This window comes from Pseudomonas sp. LBUM1678, from assembly GCF_059695575.1.
The window spans coordinates 328,616-346,228 of the sequence record NZ_CP166775.1 but is presented as its reverse complement, the minus strand read 5'-3'; the positions used below and the strand labels follow the sequence as shown (position 1 = coordinate 346,228).

Annotated in this window: 16 protein-coding genes; 10 read left to right on the top strand and 6 right to left on the bottom strand. The window is 58.8% G+C overall.

The window, feature by feature from the left end; translation table 11 throughout:
• Positions 1 to 239 precede the first annotated feature (239 nt).
• Positions 240 to 680, top strand: a complete 441-nt coding sequence (locus tag ACA070_RS01630) for a YkgJ family cysteine cluster protein (protein ID WP_131061316.1) — start codon at positions 240 to 242, stop codon at positions 678 to 680.
• A gap of 216 nt (positions 681 to 896) precedes the next feature.
• Here the strand turns inward: ACA070_RS01630 and typA are convergent, their stop codons facing one another.
• Entirely contained in the window at positions 897 to 2,717 is a 1,821-nt protein-coding gene (typA, locus tag ACA070_RS01625) for a translational GTPase TypA (RefSeq protein WP_123402594.1), read from the bottom strand.
• A gap of 139 nt (positions 2,718 to 2,856) precedes the next feature.
• A complete protein-coding gene (thiI, locus tag ACA070_RS01620) occupies positions 2,857 to 4,311 on the bottom strand; it encodes a tRNA uracil 4-sulfurtransferase ThiI (protein ID WP_497449777.1) in 1,455 nt (484 codons plus the stop codon).
• A 330-nt stretch (positions 4,312 to 4,641) separates the two neighbouring features.
• On the opposite strand from thiI, the gene glnA reads away from it, so the two are divergent.
• From glnA to ntrC, 5 genes are all read left to right on the top strand, one after another.
• On the top strand, positions 4,642 to 6,048 hold the full coding sequence (gene glnA / locus ACA070_RS01615) for a glutamate--ammonia ligase (protein ID WP_438658868.1): 1,407 nt from the start codon (positions 4,642 to 4,644) through the stop codon (positions 6,046 to 6,048).
• Positions 6,049 to 6,325: 277 nt separating this feature from the next.
• Positions 6,326 to 6,835: a DUF4124 domain-containing protein gene (locus tag ACA070_RS01610; protein WP_497449776.1), complete on the top strand. Its 510-nt coding sequence runs from the start codon at positions 6,326 to 6,328 to the stop codon at positions 6,833 to 6,835.
• Positions 6,832 to 7,452, top strand: coding sequence for a DUF4124 domain-containing protein (locus ACA070_RS01605; RefSeq protein WP_497449775.1), 621 nt, complete (start codon positions 6,832 to 6,834; stop codon positions 7,450 to 7,452). Before ACA070_RS01610 ends, ACA070_RS01605 begins: the two co-directional genes overlap by 4 nt.
• Positions 7,453 to 7,682: 230 nt before the next feature.
• Entirely contained in the window at positions 7,683 to 8,768 is a 1,086-nt protein-coding gene (glnL, locus tag ACA070_RS01600) for a nitrogen regulation protein NR(II) (RefSeq protein WP_109627482.1), read from the top strand.
• Entirely contained in the window at positions 8,765 to 10,201 is a 1,437-nt protein-coding gene (ntrC, locus tag ACA070_RS01595) for a nitrogen regulation protein NR(I) (RefSeq protein WP_010464563.1), read from the top strand. The genes glnL and ntrC overlap by 4 nt, the downstream gene beginning before the upstream one ends.
• 613 nt (positions 10,202 to 10,814) lie before the next feature.
• On the opposite strand, the gene ACA070_RS01590 is transcribed toward ntrC, so the two are convergent.
• Positions 10,815 to 11,255, bottom strand: coding sequence for a hypothetical protein (locus ACA070_RS01590; RefSeq protein ID WP_462028963.1), 441 nt, complete (start codon positions 11,253 to 11,255; stop codon positions 10,815 to 10,817).
• On the opposite strand from ACA070_RS01590, the gene ACA070_RS01585 reads away from it, so the two are divergent.
• The gene (locus ACA070_RS01585) at positions 11,254 to 11,709 is read left to right on the top strand and encodes a tRNA (cytidine(34)-2'-O)-methyltransferase (protein ID WP_007949025.1); all 456 of its coding nucleotides are present in this window, start codon (positions 11,254 to 11,256) and stop codon (positions 11,707 to 11,709) included. The genes ACA070_RS01590 and ACA070_RS01585 overlap by 2 nt on opposite strands.
• Positions 11,710 to 11,841: 132 nt before the next feature.
• Here ACA070_RS01585 and secB read toward each other — a convergent pair whose 3' ends face one another.
• From secB to ACA070_RS01570, 3 genes are read right to left on the bottom strand one after another with little or no spacing between them, the layout of a single operon-like run.
• On the bottom strand, positions 11,842 to 12,327 hold the full coding sequence (gene secB, locus ACA070_RS01580) for a protein-export chaperone SecB (protein WP_131061261.1): 486 nt from the start codon (positions 12,325 to 12,327) through the stop codon (positions 11,842 to 11,844).
• Positions 12,328 to 12,368: 41 nt separating this feature from the next.
• Positions 12,369 to 12,623 carry a glutaredoxin 3 gene (gene grxC / locus ACA070_RS01575; RefSeq protein ID WP_497449774.1) on the bottom strand — a complete coding sequence of 85 codons (255 nt, stop codon included), beginning with the start codon at positions 12,621 to 12,623 and terminating at the stop codon, positions 12,369 to 12,371.
• Position 12,624: 1 nt separating this feature from the next.
• The gene (locus ACA070_RS01570; protein WP_497449773.1) at positions 12,625 to 13,038 is read right to left on the bottom strand and encodes a rhodanese-like domain-containing protein; all 414 of its coding nucleotides are present in this window, start codon (positions 13,036 to 13,038) and stop codon (positions 12,625 to 12,627) included.
• Between the two features lie 154 nt (positions 13,039 to 13,192).
• Here ACA070_RS01570 and gpmI point away from each other — a divergent pair, with 154 nt between their 5' ends.
• The 3 genes from gpmI to ACA070_RS01555 all read left to right on the top strand — a co-directional run bounded on the left by gpmI (position 13,193) and on the right by ACA070_RS01555 (position 17,613).
• The gene (gpmI, locus tag ACA070_RS01565) at positions 13,193 to 14,722 is read left to right on the top strand and encodes a 2,3-bisphosphoglycerate-independent phosphoglycerate mutase (RefSeq protein WP_497449772.1); all 1,530 of its coding nucleotides are present in this window, start codon (positions 13,193 to 13,195) and stop codon (positions 14,720 to 14,722) included.
• A 241-nt stretch (positions 14,723 to 14,963) separates the two neighbouring features.
• Entirely contained in the window at positions 14,964 to 16,259 is a 1,296-nt protein-coding gene (locus tag ACA070_RS01560) for a murein hydrolase activator EnvC family protein (RefSeq protein ID WP_497449771.1), read from the top strand.
• Positions 16,260 to 16,293: 34 nt separating this feature from the next.
• Positions 16,294 to 17,613 (top strand): S41 family peptidase, encoded by a 1,320-nt coding sequence (locus tag ACA070_RS01555; protein ID WP_497449770.1) that lies wholly within the window; start codon positions 16,294 to 16,296, stop codon positions 17,611 to 17,613.

Sequence of the window (17,613 nt, the reverse complement as noted above, 5' to 3'; positions counted from 1 at the left end):
TTGAGTTGTCTGAGCCTAGACGGTCTGACAGGCGGTCGGGGCTCTGGTTCGGCAGTTTTTCCTGATAGTGCGAGATAGGCCGGCATTACATTGTCGTGTACCTGAATCAATGCAGGGGCCGTGCCGGATTAACGGTGTTATTTGGGTGACGGAGAAAAAATCTGGCGAAAGGTTGTTCAAAAATCCACCAGTCCCGGTATGATCGCGCGCCCTGATGCACACGCTGGTAACAACCGATGATGAAGTCCAACCTGATCGCTGCTGCAGAGATCGATCGCCTCGATACCTGGGCCAAGTATTCTGCGCCGATGTGCGGCTCATGTGTATCCAGCTGCTGCACCCTGCCGGTCGAGGTCAAGATCAAGGATCTGATCCGTATCGGCATCGTCGACGAGTTCGAGCGCGGCGAGCCGGCGAAAAACATTGCCAAGCGCCTGCAGAAGGAAGGGATCGTTGAGCGCTACAGCCAGAAAACCGAGATTTTCACCCTCCAGCGCATGAGCAACAACGATTGCCTGTACCTGGATCGTAAGAGCCGTCTGTGCACTATTTATGAAAAGCGCCCGGACACCTGCCGCAATCACCCGAAAATCGGGCCACGGCCGGGGTATTGCGCTTACAAGCCTAAAGAAGTGGCGCGTGAGACCAGTGAAAGCCGCCGCACCCTCGAGAAGTTCTGATCCGGAATCTCGCTGCCTGACCGGACCCCATCGCGAGCAGGCTCGCTCCCACAGGGTTCGGCGCTGAACACAAATTTTGTGCACACCACAATTCACTGTGGGAGCGAGCCTGCTCGCGATGAGGCCAGCACAAACAACGCACAAACCCCAGACAAACAAAAACGCCCCCGACCTTGCGGTCGGGGGCGTTTTTTTAGCGGCTAACTAAGTCGAGACTCAGTTACCGGCTTTCTTGGCAGCGCGGGTACGCTCGCTTTCGCCCAAGATCTTCTTACGAAGACGGATGGACTTAGGAGTGACTTCGCACAATTCGTCTTCTTGAACGAATTCCAGAGCCTGCTCCAGGGTGAAGCGGATAGGCGGAACCAGAGCGATGGTTTCGTCTTTACCCGAAGCACGCATGTTGTCGAGCTTCTTGCCTTTGGTTGGGTTGACGCCCAGGTCGTTGTCGCGGCTGTTGATGCCGACGATTTGACCTTCGTACACGTCTTCACCGTGACCCAGGAACAGTTTGCCGCGAGCTTGCAGGGTTTCCAGCGAGTAAGTCAGAGCCTTACCGGTAGCAACCGAAACCAGCACGCCGTTCTGACGGCCGGACATGTCGCCGGACTTCATCACGTCGTAACGGTCGAAGATCGAGGTCAGGATGCCTGCACCGGAGGTCAGGGTCAGGAACTCGTTACGGAAACCGATCAAGCCACGAGCCGGGATGTTGTACTCAAGGCGCACACGGCCCTTGCCATCCGGAACCATGTTGGTCAGGTCGCCCTTACGGATACCGATCTGTTCCATGATCGAACCTTGCGATTCTTCCGGCAGGTCGATGGTCACGTTTTCGTACGGTTCGTGCTTCACGCCGTCAACCATACGGATGATCACTTCCGGACGACCAACACCCATTTCGAAGCCTTCGCGACGCATGGTTTCGATCAGTACCGAGAGGTGCAGCTCACCACGGCCGGAGACTTTGAACTTGTCGGCGGTGTCGCCTTCTTCAACGCGCAGGGCAACGTTGTAGAGCAGTTCTTTGTCCAGACGTTCCTTGATGTTACGGGACGTCACGAACTTGCCTTCTTTACCGCAGAAAGGCGAGTCGTTTACCTGGAAGGTCATGGAAACGGTTGGCTCGTCAACGGTCAGCGGCTTCATCGCTTCGACGTTCAGTGGGTCGCACAGAGTGTCGGAGATGAACAGCTGGTCGAAGCCGCTGATGCAGACGATGTCGCCGGCAGCTGCTTCTTCAACGTCGATACGGTGCAGACCGTGGTGACCCATCAGCTTCAGGATACGACCGGTACGCTTCTTGCCGTCGGCGTCGATAGCGACAACCGGAGTGTTCGGCTTGATGCGGCCACGAGCGATACGGCCAACGCCGATAACACCCAGGAAGCTGTTGTAGTCCAGAGCGGAGATTTGCATCTGGAACGGACCTTCACGGTCGACTTTCGGCGCAGGTACGTTGTCGACGATCGACTGGTACAGCGGGGTCATGTCTTCAGCCATGTCGGTGTGTTCCAGACCGGCAATGCCGTTCAGGGCCGAGGCGTAGACGACTTTGAAGTCCAGCTGTTCTTCGGTAGCACCGAGGTTGTCGAACAGGTCGAAGATCTGGTCCAGAACCCAGTCCGGACGCGCGCCTGGACGGTCAACCTTGTTGATCACCACGATTGGACGCAGGCCGGCTTCGAAAGCCTTCTTGGTCACGAAACGGGTTTGCGGCATAGGGCCGTCTTGAGCGTCAACCAGCAGCAGAACGGAGTCAACCATCGACATTACGCGTTCAACTTCGCCGCCGAAGTCGGCGTGGCCCGGGGTGTCCACGATGTTGATGTGGAAGCCGTTCCAGTTGATGGCGGTGTTTTTCGCCAGAATGGTAATACCGCGCTCTTTCTCCTGGTCGTTGGAGTCCATCACGCGCTCGTCGTTGAGCTCGTTGCGCTCCAGGGTGCCGGATTGACGCAAGAGTTTGTCTACCAGGGTGGTCTTACCATGGTCAACGTGAGCAATGATGGCGATGTTGCGTAGATTTTCGATCACTTGTGTATCTCGATCAGAGGATTCGGTGTGCTGACAGGTCGTGGCAGCGATTAACAGTAGAGTCAGGCCTTGCCGTTACAGCTTGACGGCAGAGTCGGGGGGCCGGTGACGCAGGCCACAGGCAAACAGCCCCGGGCTCTTAGCTCGGTCGATAAACGCGCACATTGGCATGCCCCTCACTGAGCAAATGGTGGGCATGCAGGCGACTCATCACGCCTTTGTCGCAATACAGCAGGTACTGGCGAGTAGGGTCCAGTTCCTTGAAACGAGCGTTCAATGCATAAAACGGCATCGTTTGTATGTCGATGCCAGCCAAGTCCAGCGGGTCGTCTTCAGCGGCATCCGGATGACGGATGTCGATGACGATCTGACCGGCCAGCGCTTCGCTGACTTCTTCAATCTGCACATCCTGGCCCAATTCGTCGATCACGCGATCGATCGGCACCAGCTTGGCGTTCTCGAGCGCACGCTCAAGTACTGCCATGTCGAACTGTTGTTCTTCGTACTCCACGCGCGGTCGCTTGGCGTGAGTCTTGGGGTTCACCGAGATGACCCCGCAGTATTCCGGCATGTGCTTGGCGAAGTCGGCAGTACCGATTTCGTTGGCCAGGTCGATGATGTCCTGCTTGTGACTGGCGATCAGCGGACGCAAGACCAGCTTGTCGGTCACGCAGTCGATCACGGACAGGTTCGGCAGTGTCTGGCTCGACACCTGGGAAATCGCCTCGCCGGTAACCAGCGCATCGATGTCCAGCCGATCGGCAATACGGGAAGCAGCGCGCAACATCATACGCTTCAAAACTACACCCATATGACTGTTATCGACTTTCCCGAGAATTTCTCCCAGTACTTCCTCGAACGGTACGCTCACAAATAACACGCGTTGGGAGCTGCCGTACTTCTTCCAGATGAAGTGCGCGACTTCCATGACGCCCAGTTCATGGGCCCGTCCGCCCAGATTGAAGAAGCAGAAATGGCTCATCAGGCCGCGGCGCATGATCTGATAAGACGCAACGGTCGAATCGAAACCGCCAGACATCAGCACAAGCGTCTGTTCCAGGGCACCCAGCGGATATCCGCCGATGCTGTTGTGCTGGTTATGGATCACGAACAACCGTTTGTCGCGAATTTCGATGCGGACTTCGATTTCCGGCTCTTTCAGCGAGATTCCGGCGGCGCCGCACTGACGACGCAGTTGGCTGCCGACGTATTTTTCGACGTCCATCGAACTGAATTCATGCTTGCCGGCCCGCTTGCAGCGCACCGAAAAGATCTTCCCGGCCAACGCATCACCGAAGTGCTGCTTGCACTTGGCGACGATGTCATCGAAGTCGCCCAGCGGGTATTCGTCGACTTGCAGGAAATGCGCGATGCCCGGCATGCAACTCAGGCGCTCGGTCATCTCCTTCAGGGCTTTGGGCTCGCTGACGCGTGTTTCCAGCTCGAGATTGTCCCACACACCGTTCACCACCACAGCCGGGTCCAGGTCGCGGAGCACGGTACGGATGTTTTTGGCCAACTGGCGGATGAAACGCATCCGTACCGGGCGGCTCTTGATGGTGATCTCGGGGAAGACTTTTACGATTAGTTTCATGAAAACAGCGCGCGCTGGGCCAGCCGAAAAAGGGGGGCGCGGATTATAGCGGAAATTGCTCAAGGTTTAACCAGTTAATGTGCAGAAGGTTTTGCGCGCACCAAAACGGGTCATTTATTGATTTTAACGCTACATTGTAGGGCGAGATTTTCAGCTCGCTGACGCTTCGTGCCTTTATAAGCGTGATATTGGGGCAAAAAACCCATGCTGGGGCACTGGCATGCAATTTGCTCCCTTGTGAGGCAGGTTGCCTTGGCAGAGTATTCGCGCCGGCATCACCCACATTCTAAGGGCATCCACTACTAAGCCCGAAGCCACCCGGAGGACACTATGTCGAAGTCGGTTCAACTCATCAAAGATCATGACGTCAAGTGGATTGATCTGCGCTTCACGGACACCAAAGGCACTCAGCACCACGTGACCATGCCGGCTCGCGACGCGCTGGATGAAGCTTTCTTCGAAGAAGGCAAAATGTTCGACGGTTCCTCCATCGCTGGCTGGAAAGGCATCGAAGCCTCCGACATGATCCTGCTGCCGGACGACAGCACTGCCGTTCTCGACCCGTTCACCGAAGACCCAACGCTGATCATCGTCTGCGACGTGATCGAGCCGTCGACCATGCAAGGCTACGATCGCGACCCACGTGCGATCGCCAAGCGTGCCGAGGAATACCTGAAGTCGACCGGTATCGGCGACACCGTATTCGTTGGCCCGGAGCCTGAGTTCTTCATCTTCGATCAAGTGAAGTTCAAGTCCGACATCTCCGGTTCGATGTTCAAAATCTTCTCCGAACAGGGTTCCTGGATGTCCGACCAGGACATCGAAAGCGGCAACCATGGCCACCGTCCAGGTATCAAAGGCGGTTACTTCCCGGTTCCACCGTTCGACCACGACCACGAAATCCGTACCTCCATGTGCAACGCCATGGAAGAAATGGGTCTGGTGATCGAAGTTCACCACCACGAAGTGGCAACTGCCGGCCAGAACGAAATCGGTGTGAAGTTCAACACCCTGGTCGCCAAGGCTGACGAAGTTCAAACCCTGAAGTACTGCGTGCACAACGTTGCTGTCGCTTACGGCCGCACCGCTACCTTCATGCCTAAGCCTCTGTACGGCGATAACGGTTCGGGTATGCACGTTCACTTGTCCATCGCCAAAGATGGCAAGAACACCTTCGCTGGCGAAGGCTATGCCGGCCTGTCCGACACCGCCCTGTACTTCATCGGCGGCATCATCAAGCACGGCAAGGCACTGAACGGCTTCACCAACCCGTCGACCAACTCCTACAAGCGTCTGGTCCCAGGTTTCGAAGCTCCGGTAATGCTGGCCTACTCGGCTCGCAACCGTTCCGCTTCGATCCGTATTCCTTACGTGTCCAGCCCTCGCGCTCGCCGTATCGAAGCCCGCTTCCCGGATCCGGCAGCCAACCCGTACCTGGCCTTCGCTGCCCTGGTAATGGCTGGCCTGGACGGTATACAGAACAAGATCCACCCTGGCGACGCAGCTGACAAAAACCTGTATGACCTGCCGCCTGAAGAGGCGAAAGAGATCCCACAAGTTTGCGGCAGCCTGAAAGAAGCCCTGGAAGAGCTGGACAAAGGTCGTGCGTTCCTGACCAAAGGCGGCGTGTTCTCCGATGACTTCATCGACGCTTACATCGCTCTGAAAAGCGAAGAAGAAATCAAGGTACGCACCTTCGTACACCCACTGGAATATGAGCTGTACTACAGCTGCTGATCCGGTAGCGCCTGCGCAAGCGGCGGGACAAAAAAGAGGCCTCCTTCGGGAGGTCTTTTTTATGCCCGCGATCCAGCTGGTGTACATTTCCCCTGTAGGAGCCGGCTTGCTGGCGATAGCGCCCTTGAGAACGCCATCGCCAGCAAGCCGGCTCCTACAGGGGAATTTGCGGCGTTTGGGAAATCCGGAGTAATCATGCCCAAATGTTTACAACTTGGGACAACCGCCACCCCTGACCTATGCTGCAACCCAACGCTTTCGTTTTCTGGTCGATTTTATGGGTCGTGGTTTTCTTTTGATGTTGCTGCTGATCGCCCTGCCTGCCGCAGCGCAGATCTATAAGTACACCGACGCCTCCGGTAACACCGCCTACAGCAATCAACCGCCCGACGGCGTCAAGGCTCAGCCGGTCGAGTTGCCACCGCTTAACAGCGTTGAGCGCCAGCCCCCTCCTGCCCCGCCTGCCGAAGCCACCAACAACGAACAGCCCCGCAGCGCCTACGAGATGCTGGAGTTGACCGGCCTGCCCACCGACGAAGCCCTGCGCGCCAACAACGGCACATTCACGGTCAGCGTCATGATCAAACCGCGCCTTCAAGCGCCGCACTTGTTCAGGTTGTTGCTTGATGATCAGCCCTACGGGCAGTCGAGCAACGTGCCGATCCTGCAACTGGTGAACATTGACCGTGGCGAACACAGCCTGGCGGTGCAGGTGATCAATGGCGAGAACCTCGTTCAGCAGAGCCCGACGGTGACGTTCACCGTGCAACGGGTGCATAAGCCATGAAGTTGTGGCTGCTGATCGCCTGCCTGATCGCGCTGCCGGTGACGGCCGAGGTCTTCACCTACGTCGACGCTCACGGCAACCGGGTCTACACCGACAAGCCAGGCTCGGGCAACGCCAAGCGTGTGCCGCTGGCGACGAGCAATCGCATGTCTGCCAACCCGACCGGGGCGGCGCCGGTAATTGCTACGCAAAAAACCGAAGACAAACCCTTGTTCCACTACGACATGCTCCGTGTGCTGGTCCCGGAACCGGACGCTACGGTCCGTAGCAATGGCGGCGAGCTGATCGTCAGTGTCACCAACGAACCCGGCCTGCAAAAGGGCCATCGCTACCGATTGCTGCTCGATGGCCAACCCACTGCCGAGCCGGGCCTCAGCCCGGTATTTGCCCTGAGCAACATCGACCGTGGCAGCCACAACCTGTCCGTGGAAATCCTCGACGAACAGGGCCGCACCGTCGAACGCACAGCGAATCAACCCTTCCAGATGCTGCGCATATCCCTCGCACAGAAGCGCAAGGTCAAACCCTGCACCCTCACCGACTACGGTCAACGGCCGGAATGTCCGCTCAAAGACAAACCTCCCGAAGAAAAAAATCCGTTCCTGCATTTCTTCTAACCTCGTTCAGGTTTGCGCACTATGTTGGTGCGATAGACTGCACCGTTCCCACATCTCAACCCATTTTGGTTCGTAAGTACCCGCGAAAGCTGGCAGAACGCCACGCGAACGAGCGTCAAACGCCCGTTTCAGGCCTTAAACGCTTCTTTTCGGAGCCTTGGTTTGGTTTTTGCATTTTCCTCGTATCGGCGCGTCATCCACGCGCATGCCCTGCTCCAAAAGAGGTCCTAATGACCATCAGTGACGCACTGCATCGTCTGCTTCTCGACAATCTGACCACCGCCACCATTCTGCTCGACGCCGAACTGCGCCTCGAGTACATGAACCCGGCGGCGGAGATGCTCCTGGCCATCAGCGGTCAGCGCAGCCATGGGCAGTTCATCAGCGAGTTGTTCACCGAATCCACCGAAGCGCTGAATTCCCTGCGCCAGGCGGTTGAGCAGGCCCACCCGTTCACCAAGCGCGAAGCGATGCTCACCGCCCTCACCGGCCAGACGCTGACCGTCGACTACGCGGTAACACCGATCCTGGCCAACGGCGCCACCATGCTACTGCTCGAAGTCCACCCCCGTGACCGCTTGCTGCGGATCACCAAGGAGGAAGCGCAACTGTCGAAGCAGGAAACCAGCAAAATGCTGGTGCGCGGCCTCGCTCACGAGATCAAGAATCCATTGGGCGGAATTCGCGGCGCGGCGCAATTGCTCGCTCGCGAACTGCCGGAAGAAAGCCTGCGCGATTACACCAACGTCATCATTGAAGAAGCCGACCGCCTGCGAAACCTCGTGGACCGCATGCTCGGCTCCAACAAATTGCCGTCACTGGCCATGTGCAATATTCACGAAGTGCTCGAACGCGTCTGTCATCTGGTGGAAGCCGAAAGCCAGGGCTGCATCACTTTGGTGCGCGACTACGACCCAAGCATTCCCGACGTGTTGATCGATCGCGAACAAATGATTCAGGCGGTGCTGAATATCGTACGCAACGCGATGCAGGCCATCAGCAGCCAGAACGAGCTGCGTCTGGGCCGTATCAGCCTGCGCACCCGTGCCATGCGCCAGTTCACCATCGGTCACGTGCGTCATCGCCTGGTGACCAAGATCGAAATCATCGACAACGGCCCCGGCATTCCCGCGGACCTGCAAGAAACCATCTTCTTTCCCATGGTCAGCGGCCGCCCGGACGGTACCGGGCTGGGCCTGGCCATTACCCAGAACATCATCAGCCAGCACCAGGGCTTGATCGAATGTGACAGCCACCCAGGCCACACCACTTTCTCGATCTTTCTGCCACTGGAACAAGGAGCCACATCGACATGAGCCGTAGTGAAACCGTGTGGATCGTCGATGACGACCGTTCTATCCGTTGGGTCCTGGAAAAAGCCTTGCAGCAGGAAGGCATGACCACGCAAAGCTTCGACAGCGCCGATGGCGTGATGAGCCGCCTGGCGCGCCAGCAGCCGGACGTGATCATCTCTGACATCCGCATGCCGGGTGCCAGCGGTCTGGACCTTCTGGCGCGGATTCGCGAGCAACACCCACGGCTGCCAGTGATCATCATGACTGCGCACTCCGATCTGGACAGCGCTGTCGCGTCCTATCAGGGCGGCGCGTTTGAGTACCTGCCAAAACCGTTCGACGTCGACGAAGCCGTATCGCTGGTCAAGCGCGCCAACCAGCACGCTCAGGAGCAGCAAGGCCTGGAAGTCCCGGTCGCCTTGACCCGCACCCCGGAAATCATCGGCGAAGCGCCGGCGATGCAGGAAGTGTTTCGCGCCATCGGGCGCTTGAGCCACTCCAACATCACCGTGCTGATCAATGGCGAGTCCGGTACCGGCAAAGAACTGGTGGCCCACGCCCTGCACCGTCACAGTCCGCGGGCAGCGTCGCCATTCATTGCTCTGAACATGGCGGCGATTCCGAAAGACCTGATGGAATCCGAACTGTTCGGCCATGAGAAAGGCGCATTCACCGGCGCGGCCAACCTGCGTCGCGGGCGCTTTGAGCAGGCGGACGGCGGCACGCTGTTCCTCGATGAAATCGGCGACATGCCGGCGGACACTCAGACCCGCTTGCTGCGCGTACTGGCCGACGGCGAGTTCTACCGCGTCGGCGGTCATACGCCGGTGAAGGTTGATGTGCGCATCATCGCCGCGACTCACCAGAATCTGGAAACCCTGGTGCATGCCGGGAAATTCCGTGAGGACTTGTTCCATCGCCTCAACGTGATCCGCATCCACATTCCACGGCTGTCGGACCGTCGCGAAGACATCCCGACCCTGGCCAAGCACTTCCTCAGCCGCGCCGCGCAAGAACTGGCGGTGGAACCGAAGCTGCTGAAAAGCGAAACCGAGGAATACCTGAAGAACCTGCCGTGGGGCGGCAACGTGCGGCAGCTGGAGAACACCTGCCGCTGGATCACGGTGATGGCTTCGGGACGCGAAGTGCACATCAGCGACCTGCCGCCGGAGCTGCTGAGCCTGCCGCAGGATTCGGCGCCAGTGACCAACTGGGAGCAAGCGCTGCGTCAGTGGGCTGATCAGGCATTGGCTCGCGGTCAGTCGAGCCTGCTCGACAGCGCCGTGCCGGCATTCGAGCGGATCATGATCGAGACCGCCCTGAAACACACCGCCGGGCGTCGTCGCGATGCTGCGGTTTTGCTGGGCTGGGGGCGTAACACCCTGACGCGCAAGATCAAGGAATTGGGGATGAAGGTTGATGGTGGGGATGATGATGAAGGGGAAGAAGGCTAAGCAGCCTTCAGATCTTCGCTGACCGTTAGATCCAATCGCAAGCAAGCTCGCTCCCACAGTGGATTTTCAGTGTTTTCACTATCGAGTGAACACCAATGAACCCTGTGGGAGCGAGCCTGCTCGCGATGGGGCCATTACATCCAACATTGATGCTGGCTGAACCACCGCTTTCGCGAGCCGGCTCGCTCCTACATTTCGGGGTTCCGTGCACCGACTGAATGCACCGTGAACCGCAATCGCGCACAAGCACTGATCTCGAAGCCCGCCATTTTTCGCATTCGAACCTCTACCGAAAAAACACGAAAGCCCCGAATCCCGGGGCTTCCAGCTTTCCAAAGCAGCTTTCTGTTTCAACTTGTTAAAACCTGGCACGCCCCCTGCAATAGTCCATTCAGTGATTCAGTTCACTATCCGGTTTCGGGGACCTTGGTACAGGCAGGCCGGGGATTCCCCTCTTTACATCGGGCTCACACCGCACAGGCGACGAGCCCCCCAGTTTTGGGGCCCTTGATACAGGCAGGTCAGGGGTTCCTTCTTTACACCGGGCTCGACGCGATGCGCGAGCCCTGCCGTTTTGGGAACCTTGGTACAGGCAGGCCGGGGATTCCCTCTTTTATTGCTCCCGGAGATGGATCTCCAGCCGCCAGCGGTCATCAACCTCGCTACCGGTCCACTCGCCCTGCAGTGGCCGGGCCGCCACTACCGTCAGCAACAACCCTCCGTCACTCAAGCGCGTCCGCCAGTTCACGACCTTGTCGTTGAGTTTGAGCTGGCCTTTCTGCGCCTTGCCTTGCGCCTCAAACAGCAACGCGAGGCTGCCGTCGACGAACTCGCCATGGGTCTTGGGTTCGTTGTTGAACCACACCACCAGCCCATCGTCCGTCACTTCGACCTGTTGCAATTCACTGGGGTCAGGCGTGGTCAGGCGACCGATCATCAGGCCCACCATCAGTCCGACAATTGCCAGCGAACCCATTACGCGCGGTAATAGTTTCGAACGTGGATCGACGGGCGGCGTAGAATGCCCGCCATCATTACCTTCGGAGCCGTGCATGTTTCACGTCATCCTCTTCCAACCAGAAATTCCGCCGAATACCGGCAACGTTATCAGGCTGTGCGCCAACAGTGGCTGCCACCTGCATTTGATCGAACCGCTGGGCTTCGAGATGGACGACAAGCGCCTGCGCCGGGCCGGCCTCGACTACCACGAGTATGCCACCCTGCAACGCCACGCGGACCTCGCCAGTTGCCTGGAAAGCCTCGGTCATCCACGGCTGTTCGCCTTTACCACCAAGGGCTCGCGACCGTTCCACGATGCCAGTTTTGCCGAAGGCGACGCGTTCCTGTTCGGCCCGGAAAGCCGTGGCTTGCCGGCCGAGGTGCTCGATGCACTGCCCGGCGAACAACGCCTGCGCTTGCCGATGCGTGAAGGCTGCCGCAGCCTGAACCTGTCGAACACCGTGGCGGTCGCCGTCTACGAAGGCTGGCGCCAGCTCGGGTTCAAGTAACACCCCATAACAAATGTGGGAGTGAGCCTGCTCGCGATAGCGGTGTGTCAGACAACATTAATGTCGACTGACACACCGCTATCGCGAGCAGGCTCGCTCCCACATTGATATTGCTTTGCTGCTTGAGACCGCTTATTGAACGGTCGGAGTCTCGCCAGCCGCCTGCATGCGTTGCAGTTCTTGTGCGTACAGCGCGTCGAAGTTCACCGGAGCCAGCATCAGGGCCGGGAACGAGCCGCGGGTCACCAGGCTGTCCAGGGTTTCGCGAGCGTACGGGAACAGAATGTTCGGGCAGAACGCGCCCAGGGTGTGGCTCATCGAAGCGTCGTCCAGGTTCTTGATCAGGAAGATCCCGGCCTGTTGCACTTCAGCGATGAACGCCACTTCGTCGCCGTTTTTCACGGTCACGGACAAGGTCAGCACGACTTCATGGAAGTCGCCTTCCAGAGCCTTTTGACGGGTGTTCAGATCCAGACCGACGCTCGGTTCCCACTGCTGGCGGAAGATCGCCGGGCTTTTCGGGGCTTCGAACGACAAGTCACGTACGTAGATGCGCTGCAAGGAGAATTGCGGTGCGGTGTCTTCTTCGCTAGCTGCAGTGTTCTGTTGGTCAGTCATCTCAGATCCTTTCTGATCTTGGGGTCTTATAGGGAAGGTGTTCAGGCCTTGAGCATGGCGTCGAGCTTGCCGGCGCGCTCAAGGGCAAACAAATCATCACAGCCACCGATGTGGCGCTCGCCGATCCAGATCTGCGGCACGGACGTACGTCCGGCTTTCTGGGCCATGGCGGCCCGCACCTGCGGCTTGCCATCGACCTTGATCTCGTCGAAGGCCACGCCTTTGTTCTCGAGCAGTTGCTTGGCCCGGGAACAATAACCGCAGTAATCGCTGGAATAGACGACGACGTTGCTCATATCACTTCACCAGCGGCAGGTTGTCGCCTTTCCAGCTGGAAATACCGCCGGACAGCTTGGCGGCGGTGAAGCCGGATTTCATCAGTTCGCGGGCATGGGTGCCGGCGGTCTGGCCCATGGCGTCGACCAGGATGATGGTCTTGGCCTTGTGCTTTTCCAGTTCGGCGACACGAGCAGCCAGTTTGTCGTGAGGAATATTCAACGCGCCCACAATGTGACCGGCGGCGAAATCCTTGACCGGACGGATGTCGATCACAACGCCCGCATCCTTGTTGACCAGCCCGGTCAGTTCACCGGTGCTCAGGCTGCGGCCGCCGCCTTGCATCTGATAAGCGATCAGCAGCGCCAGCAGTACGACGAAGATACCGACGAGCAGATAGTGGTTAGTGGCGAATTGAATCAGGTTAGCAACCATCGAAGGAGGTTCCAGGGCGTTAAAATGTCGGCCAGTATACACAGCCACTATGGTGGGCCAAACCCCGTCCGGCGGTGACGCCGTCGGAACTTAGCTTTAAACTGCCACTCCCTTTTTCATTGCCCCTCTTTTCATTCAGCCACGAGCGGAATCCATGACTACCACGCCTAAACCTTTGGTCCTGATTATTCTCGACGGCTTCGGTCACAGTGAGAGCCCTGAATCCAACGCCGTGTTTGCGGCGAAGAAGCCCGTCCTGGACCGCTTGTGGGCCACTGTGCCGAACGGCCTGATCTCGGGCAGCGGCATGGATGTCGGCCTGCCGGACGGCCAGATGGGCAACTCCGAAGTCGGCCACATGAACCTGGGCGCCGGTCGCGTGGTGTATCAAGACTTCACACGCGTAACCAAATCGATCCGCGATGGCGAGTTTTTCGAGAACCCGACCATCTGCGCCGCAGTGGATAAAGCCGTTGCTGCGGGCAAAGCCGTGCACTTCATGGGCCTGCTGTCCGATGGCGGCGTTCACAGCCACCAGGATCACCTGATTGCCATGGCCGAACTGGCCTTCAAGCGCGGTGCCGAGAAAATCTACCTGCACGCCTTCCTTGATGGCCGCGACACGCCACCGAAAAGCGCCCAGTCGTCCATCGAACTGCTCGACGCGACCTTCCAGGCGTTGGGCAAAGGCCGGATCGCCAGTATCGTTGGCCGTTACTTCGCCATGGACCGCGACAACCGTTGGGACCGTGTGTCCCAGGCTTACAACCTGATTGTCGATGGCAACGGTGAATTCAACGCCGCCACCGCACAGGAAGGCCTGCAAGCCGCTTACGAGCGTGGCGAGAGCGACGAGTTTGTCAAAGCCACCTCCATCGGTGAGCCGGTTAAAGTCGAAGACGGCGACGCCGTGGTCTTCATGAACTTCCGCGCCGACCGCGCCCGTGAACTGACCCGCGTATTCGTCGAAGATGGTTTCAAGGAATTCGAACGTGCGCGCCAGCCGAAACTGGCCGGTTTCGTCATGCTGACCCAATACGCCGCCAGCATTCCCGCGCCATCGGCCTTCGCCGCTGGCAGCCTGGACAACGTGCTGGGCGATTACCTGGCGAAAAACGGCAAGACCCAACTGCGTATCGCGGAAACCGAGAAGTACGCCCACGTGACCTTCTTCTTCTCCGGTGGTCGCGAAGAACCGTTCCCGGGCGAAGAGCGCATCCTCATCCCGTCGCCGAAAGTCGCCACCTATGACTTGCAGCCCGAGATGAGCGCCCCGGAAGTCACCGACCGCATCGTCGACGCCATCGAAAACCAGCGTTACGACGTGATCGTGGTCAACTACGCCAACGGCGACATGGTCGGCCACAGCGGCGTGTTTGATGCGGCGGTGAAAGCCGTTGAATGCCTAGACCTGTGTGTTGGCCGTATCGTCGATGCGCTGGACAAGGTGGGTGGCGAAGCGCTGATCACCGCCGACCACGGTAACGTCGAGCAGATGTCCGATGAGTCCACTGGCCAGGCTCATACCGCTCACACCACCGAGCCGGTGCCGTTCATCTATGTCGGCAAGCGTGACCTGAAGGTGCGGGATGGCGGCGTGCTGGCGGATGTGGCGCCGACGATGCTGATGTTGCTGGGGATGGAAAAACCGTCTGAAATGACCGGCACTTCGATTCTGGTGTAACTCAACCTTCCAAACACCACCAAACCCTGTGGGAGCTAGCCTGCTAGCGAATGCGGAGTGTCAGCCAACATCGATGTTGCCTGACACTCCGCATTCGCTAGCAGGCTAGCTCCCACAGTGGTTTTGGGGTGTTTTCAGAGGCAACGCTGCTCCGGTTATCACACAACCCCAATTGGGCGTTTTTTTTGCGGCGCTTGGCGGGCATACTAGGCCGTCCCTTTCCCTGGTGTCGCCCGCCTCTATGCTTCGCGTCCTGATAGCCCTTGCTCTGACTTGCCTGCTCCAACCGGCCTTCGCTGACGAGCGCGCGCAAACTCAACAACAGTTGGACGCCACGCGTCAGGACATTGCCGAGCTGAAAAAACTGCTGGGCAAGCTGCAGGAAGAAAAATCCGGTGTGCAGAAAGACCTCAAAGGCACCGAGACCGAGATGGGCAAGCTCGAGAAGCAGGTCGATGCCCTGCAAAAAGAGCTGAAGAAAAGCGAATCCGAGCTGCAGCGACTCGATGGTGAGAAAAAAAAACTCCAGAGCGCGCGCACTGAACAGCAACGACTGATCGCCATTCAGGCCCGTGCGGCCTATCAGAACGGTCGTCAGGAGTACTTGAAGCTCCTGCTGAACCAGCAAAACCCGGAAAAATTCGCCCGCACCCTCACCTATTACGACTACCTGAGCCAGGCCCGCCTGGAGCAGCTGAAGAATTTCAACGAAACCCTGCGCCAACTGGCGAATGTCGAAAAAGACATCGCCCTGCAGCAGGCGCAATTGCTGGTGCAGAAGAGCAGCCTCGACAGCCAGCGCGATGAACTCGACAAGGTTCGCAAGGAGCGCCAGCAAGTCCTGGCCAAGCTGAGCGACGACGTGAAGGCCCGCGATCAGAAGCTGGCCGCCCGCGAGCAGGATCAGGCAGACCTGTCTAAAGTCCTTAAAACCATCGAAGAAACCCTGGCCCGCCAGGCTCGAGAGGCTGAAGAGGCGCGACAAAAAGCGCTCATCGCCCAGCAGGAAGCCGAAAAAAAGCGTTTACGTGAGGCTCAGGAACAGGCCGATGCCACGACTGATGCCCCACGCAAACCCGTTAAATCGTCACCCGGTGCACTGGTATCAAGTTCAGGCGAAACCTTCGGCGGTGCTTTTGCTTCAACTCGCGGCAAACTTCCGTGGCCAGTCGATGGTCGACTGCTTGCGCGCTTCGGTGAATCCCGTGGCGACGATACCCGCACCAAGTGGGACGGCGTGATGATCAGCGCCTCCGCCGGCAGCCAGGTGCACGCCGTGCATGGCGGTCGCGTGGTGTTCGCCGACTGGTTGCGTGGCGCCGGTCTGCTGGTGATTCTCGACCACGGCAACGGTTTTTTGAGTCTTTATGGTCACAACCAGACGCTGCTCAAGTCTGCGGGTGACGTGGTAAAAGCCGGTGAGTCCATCTCCACTGTCGGTAGCAGTGGCGGGCAGGACACACCAGCGCTGTATTTCGCTATTCGTCAGCAGGGTCACCCGAGTGATCCGGCGCAATGGTGCCGCGCGCAAGGATAGGCGTTGAGTCACCTACATTAGGAGTTCGTTCGACATGCTGCATTTGTCCCGCCTTACCTCGCTGGCCCTGACGATCGCCCTGGTGATCGGCGCGCCTCTGGCGTTCGCCGCTCAACCGGCCCCGGCTGTCGCGCCTGCGGGCACTGCTGCGACCACCAAGGCGCCGTTGCCTCTGGAAGAGTTGCGCACCTTTGCCGAGGTCATGGATCGGATCAAGGCAGCCTATGTCGAGCCGGTGGACGACAAGACCCTGCTGGAAAATGCCATCAAAGGCATGCTCAGCAACCTCGATCCGCACTCCGCCTACCTGGGCCCGGAAGATTTCGCTGAGCTGCAGGAAAGCACCAGCGGCGAATTCGGCGGCCTGGGCATCGAAGTCGGCGCCGAAGACGGTTTCATCAAAGTGGTTTCGCCCATCGATGACACTCCGGCATCCAAGGCTGGTATTCAGGCGGGCGATTTCATCGTCAAGATCAACGGCCAGCCGACTCGCGGCCAGAGCATGACCGAAGCCGTGGACAAGATGCGCGGCAAGATCGGCCAGAAAATCACCCTGACCCTGGTGCGCGACGGCGGCACCCCGTTCGACGTGACCCTGTCCCGCGCGATCATTCAAGTGAAGAGTGTGAAGGCGCAGTTGCTTGAGTCGGGCTACGGCTACATCCGCATCACCCAGTTCCAGGTCAAGACCGGCGAAGAAGTCTCCAAAGCCCTGGCCAAACTGCGCAAGGACAATGGCAAGAAGCTCAACGGCATCATTCTCGACCTGCGCAACAACCCGGGCGGCGTGCTGCAATCGGCAGTGGAAGTGGTCGACCACTTCATCACCAAGGGCCTGATCGTTTACACCAAGGGCCGCATCGCCAACTCCGAGCTGCGTTTCTCTGCCACCGGTAAAGACGAAAGCGAAGCCGTGCCGATGGTTGCGCTGATCAACGGCGGCAGCGCCTCGGCTTCGGAAATTGTCGCCGGCGCCTTGCAGGATCAGAAACGCGCAGTGGTCATGGGCACCACCAGTTTCGGCAAAGGCTCGGTACAAACCGTGCTGCCGCTGAACAACGAACGTGCATTGAAGATCACCACGGCGCTGTACTACACGCCGAACGGTCGCTCGATCCAGGCCCAGGGCATCGTCCCGGACATCGAAGTGCGCAAGGCCAAGATCACCAACGAGCAGGACGGCGAGTACTTCAAGGAAGCCGACCTGCAGGGTCACTTGGGCAATGGCAACGGCGGCGCCGACAAACCGACCACTTCCAGCGGCAAAGCCAAGGCAATGCCACAGGATGACGATTACCAACTGGCCCAGGCGCTGAGCCTGCTTAAAGGGCTGAGCATCACCTCCGGCCGCTGA

Bases quoted from the DNA above. Each gene is read 5' to 3' on its own strand.
- ACA070_RS01630 (WP_131061316.1), top strand. From the start codon at position 240: ATGAAGTCCAACCTGATCGCTGCTGCAGAGATCGATCGCCTCGATACC.
- thiI (WP_497449777.1), bottom strand. From the start codon at position 4,311: ATGAAACTAATCGTAAAAGTCTTCCCCGAGATCACCATCAAGAGCCGC.
- glnA (WP_438658868.1), top strand. From the start codon at position 4,642: ATGTCGAAGTCGGTTCAACTCATCAAAGATCATGACGTCAAGTGGATT.
- ACA070_RS01610 (WP_497449776.1), top strand. From the start codon at position 6,326: ATGGGTCGTGGTTTTCTTTTGATGTTGCTGCTGATCGCCCTGCCTGCC.
- ACA070_RS01605 (WP_497449775.1), top strand. From the start codon at position 6,832: ATGAAGTTGTGGCTGCTGATCGCCTGCCTGATCGCGCTGCCGGTGACG.
- glnL (WP_109627482.1), top strand. From the start codon at position 7,683: ATGACCATCAGTGACGCACTGCATCGTCTGCTTCTCGACAATCTGACC.
- ntrC (WP_010464563.1), top strand. From the start codon at position 8,765: ATGAGCCGTAGTGAAACCGTGTGGATCGTCGATGACGACCGTTCTATC.
- ACA070_RS01585 (WP_007949025.1), top strand. From the start codon at position 11,254: ATGTTTCACGTCATCCTCTTCCAACCAGAAATTCCGCCGAATACCGGC.
- ACA070_RS01590 (WP_462028963.1), bottom strand. From the start codon at position 11,255: ATGCACGGCTCCGAAGGTAATGATGGCGGGCATTCTACGCCGCCCGTC.
- secB (WP_131061261.1), bottom strand. From the start codon at position 12,327: ATGACTGACCAACAGAACACTGCAGCTAGCGAAGAAGACACCGCACCG.
- grxC (WP_497449774.1), bottom strand. From the start codon at position 12,623: ATGAGCAACGTCGTCGTCTATTCCAGCGATTACTGCGGTTATTGTTCC.
- ACA070_RS01570 (WP_497449773.1), bottom strand. From the start codon at position 13,038: ATGGTTGCTAACCTGATTCAATTCGCCACTAACCACTATCTGCTCGTC.
- gpmI (WP_497449772.1), top strand. From the start codon at position 13,193: ATGACTACCACGCCTAAACCTTTGGTCCTGATTATTCTCGACGGCTTC.
- ACA070_RS01560 (WP_497449771.1), top strand. From the start codon at position 14,964: ATGCTTCGCGTCCTGATAGCCCTTGCTCTGACTTGCCTGCTCCAACCG.
- ACA070_RS01555 (WP_497449770.1), top strand. From the start codon at position 16,294: ATGCTGCATTTGTCCCGCCTTACCTCGCTGGCCCTGACGATCGCCCTG.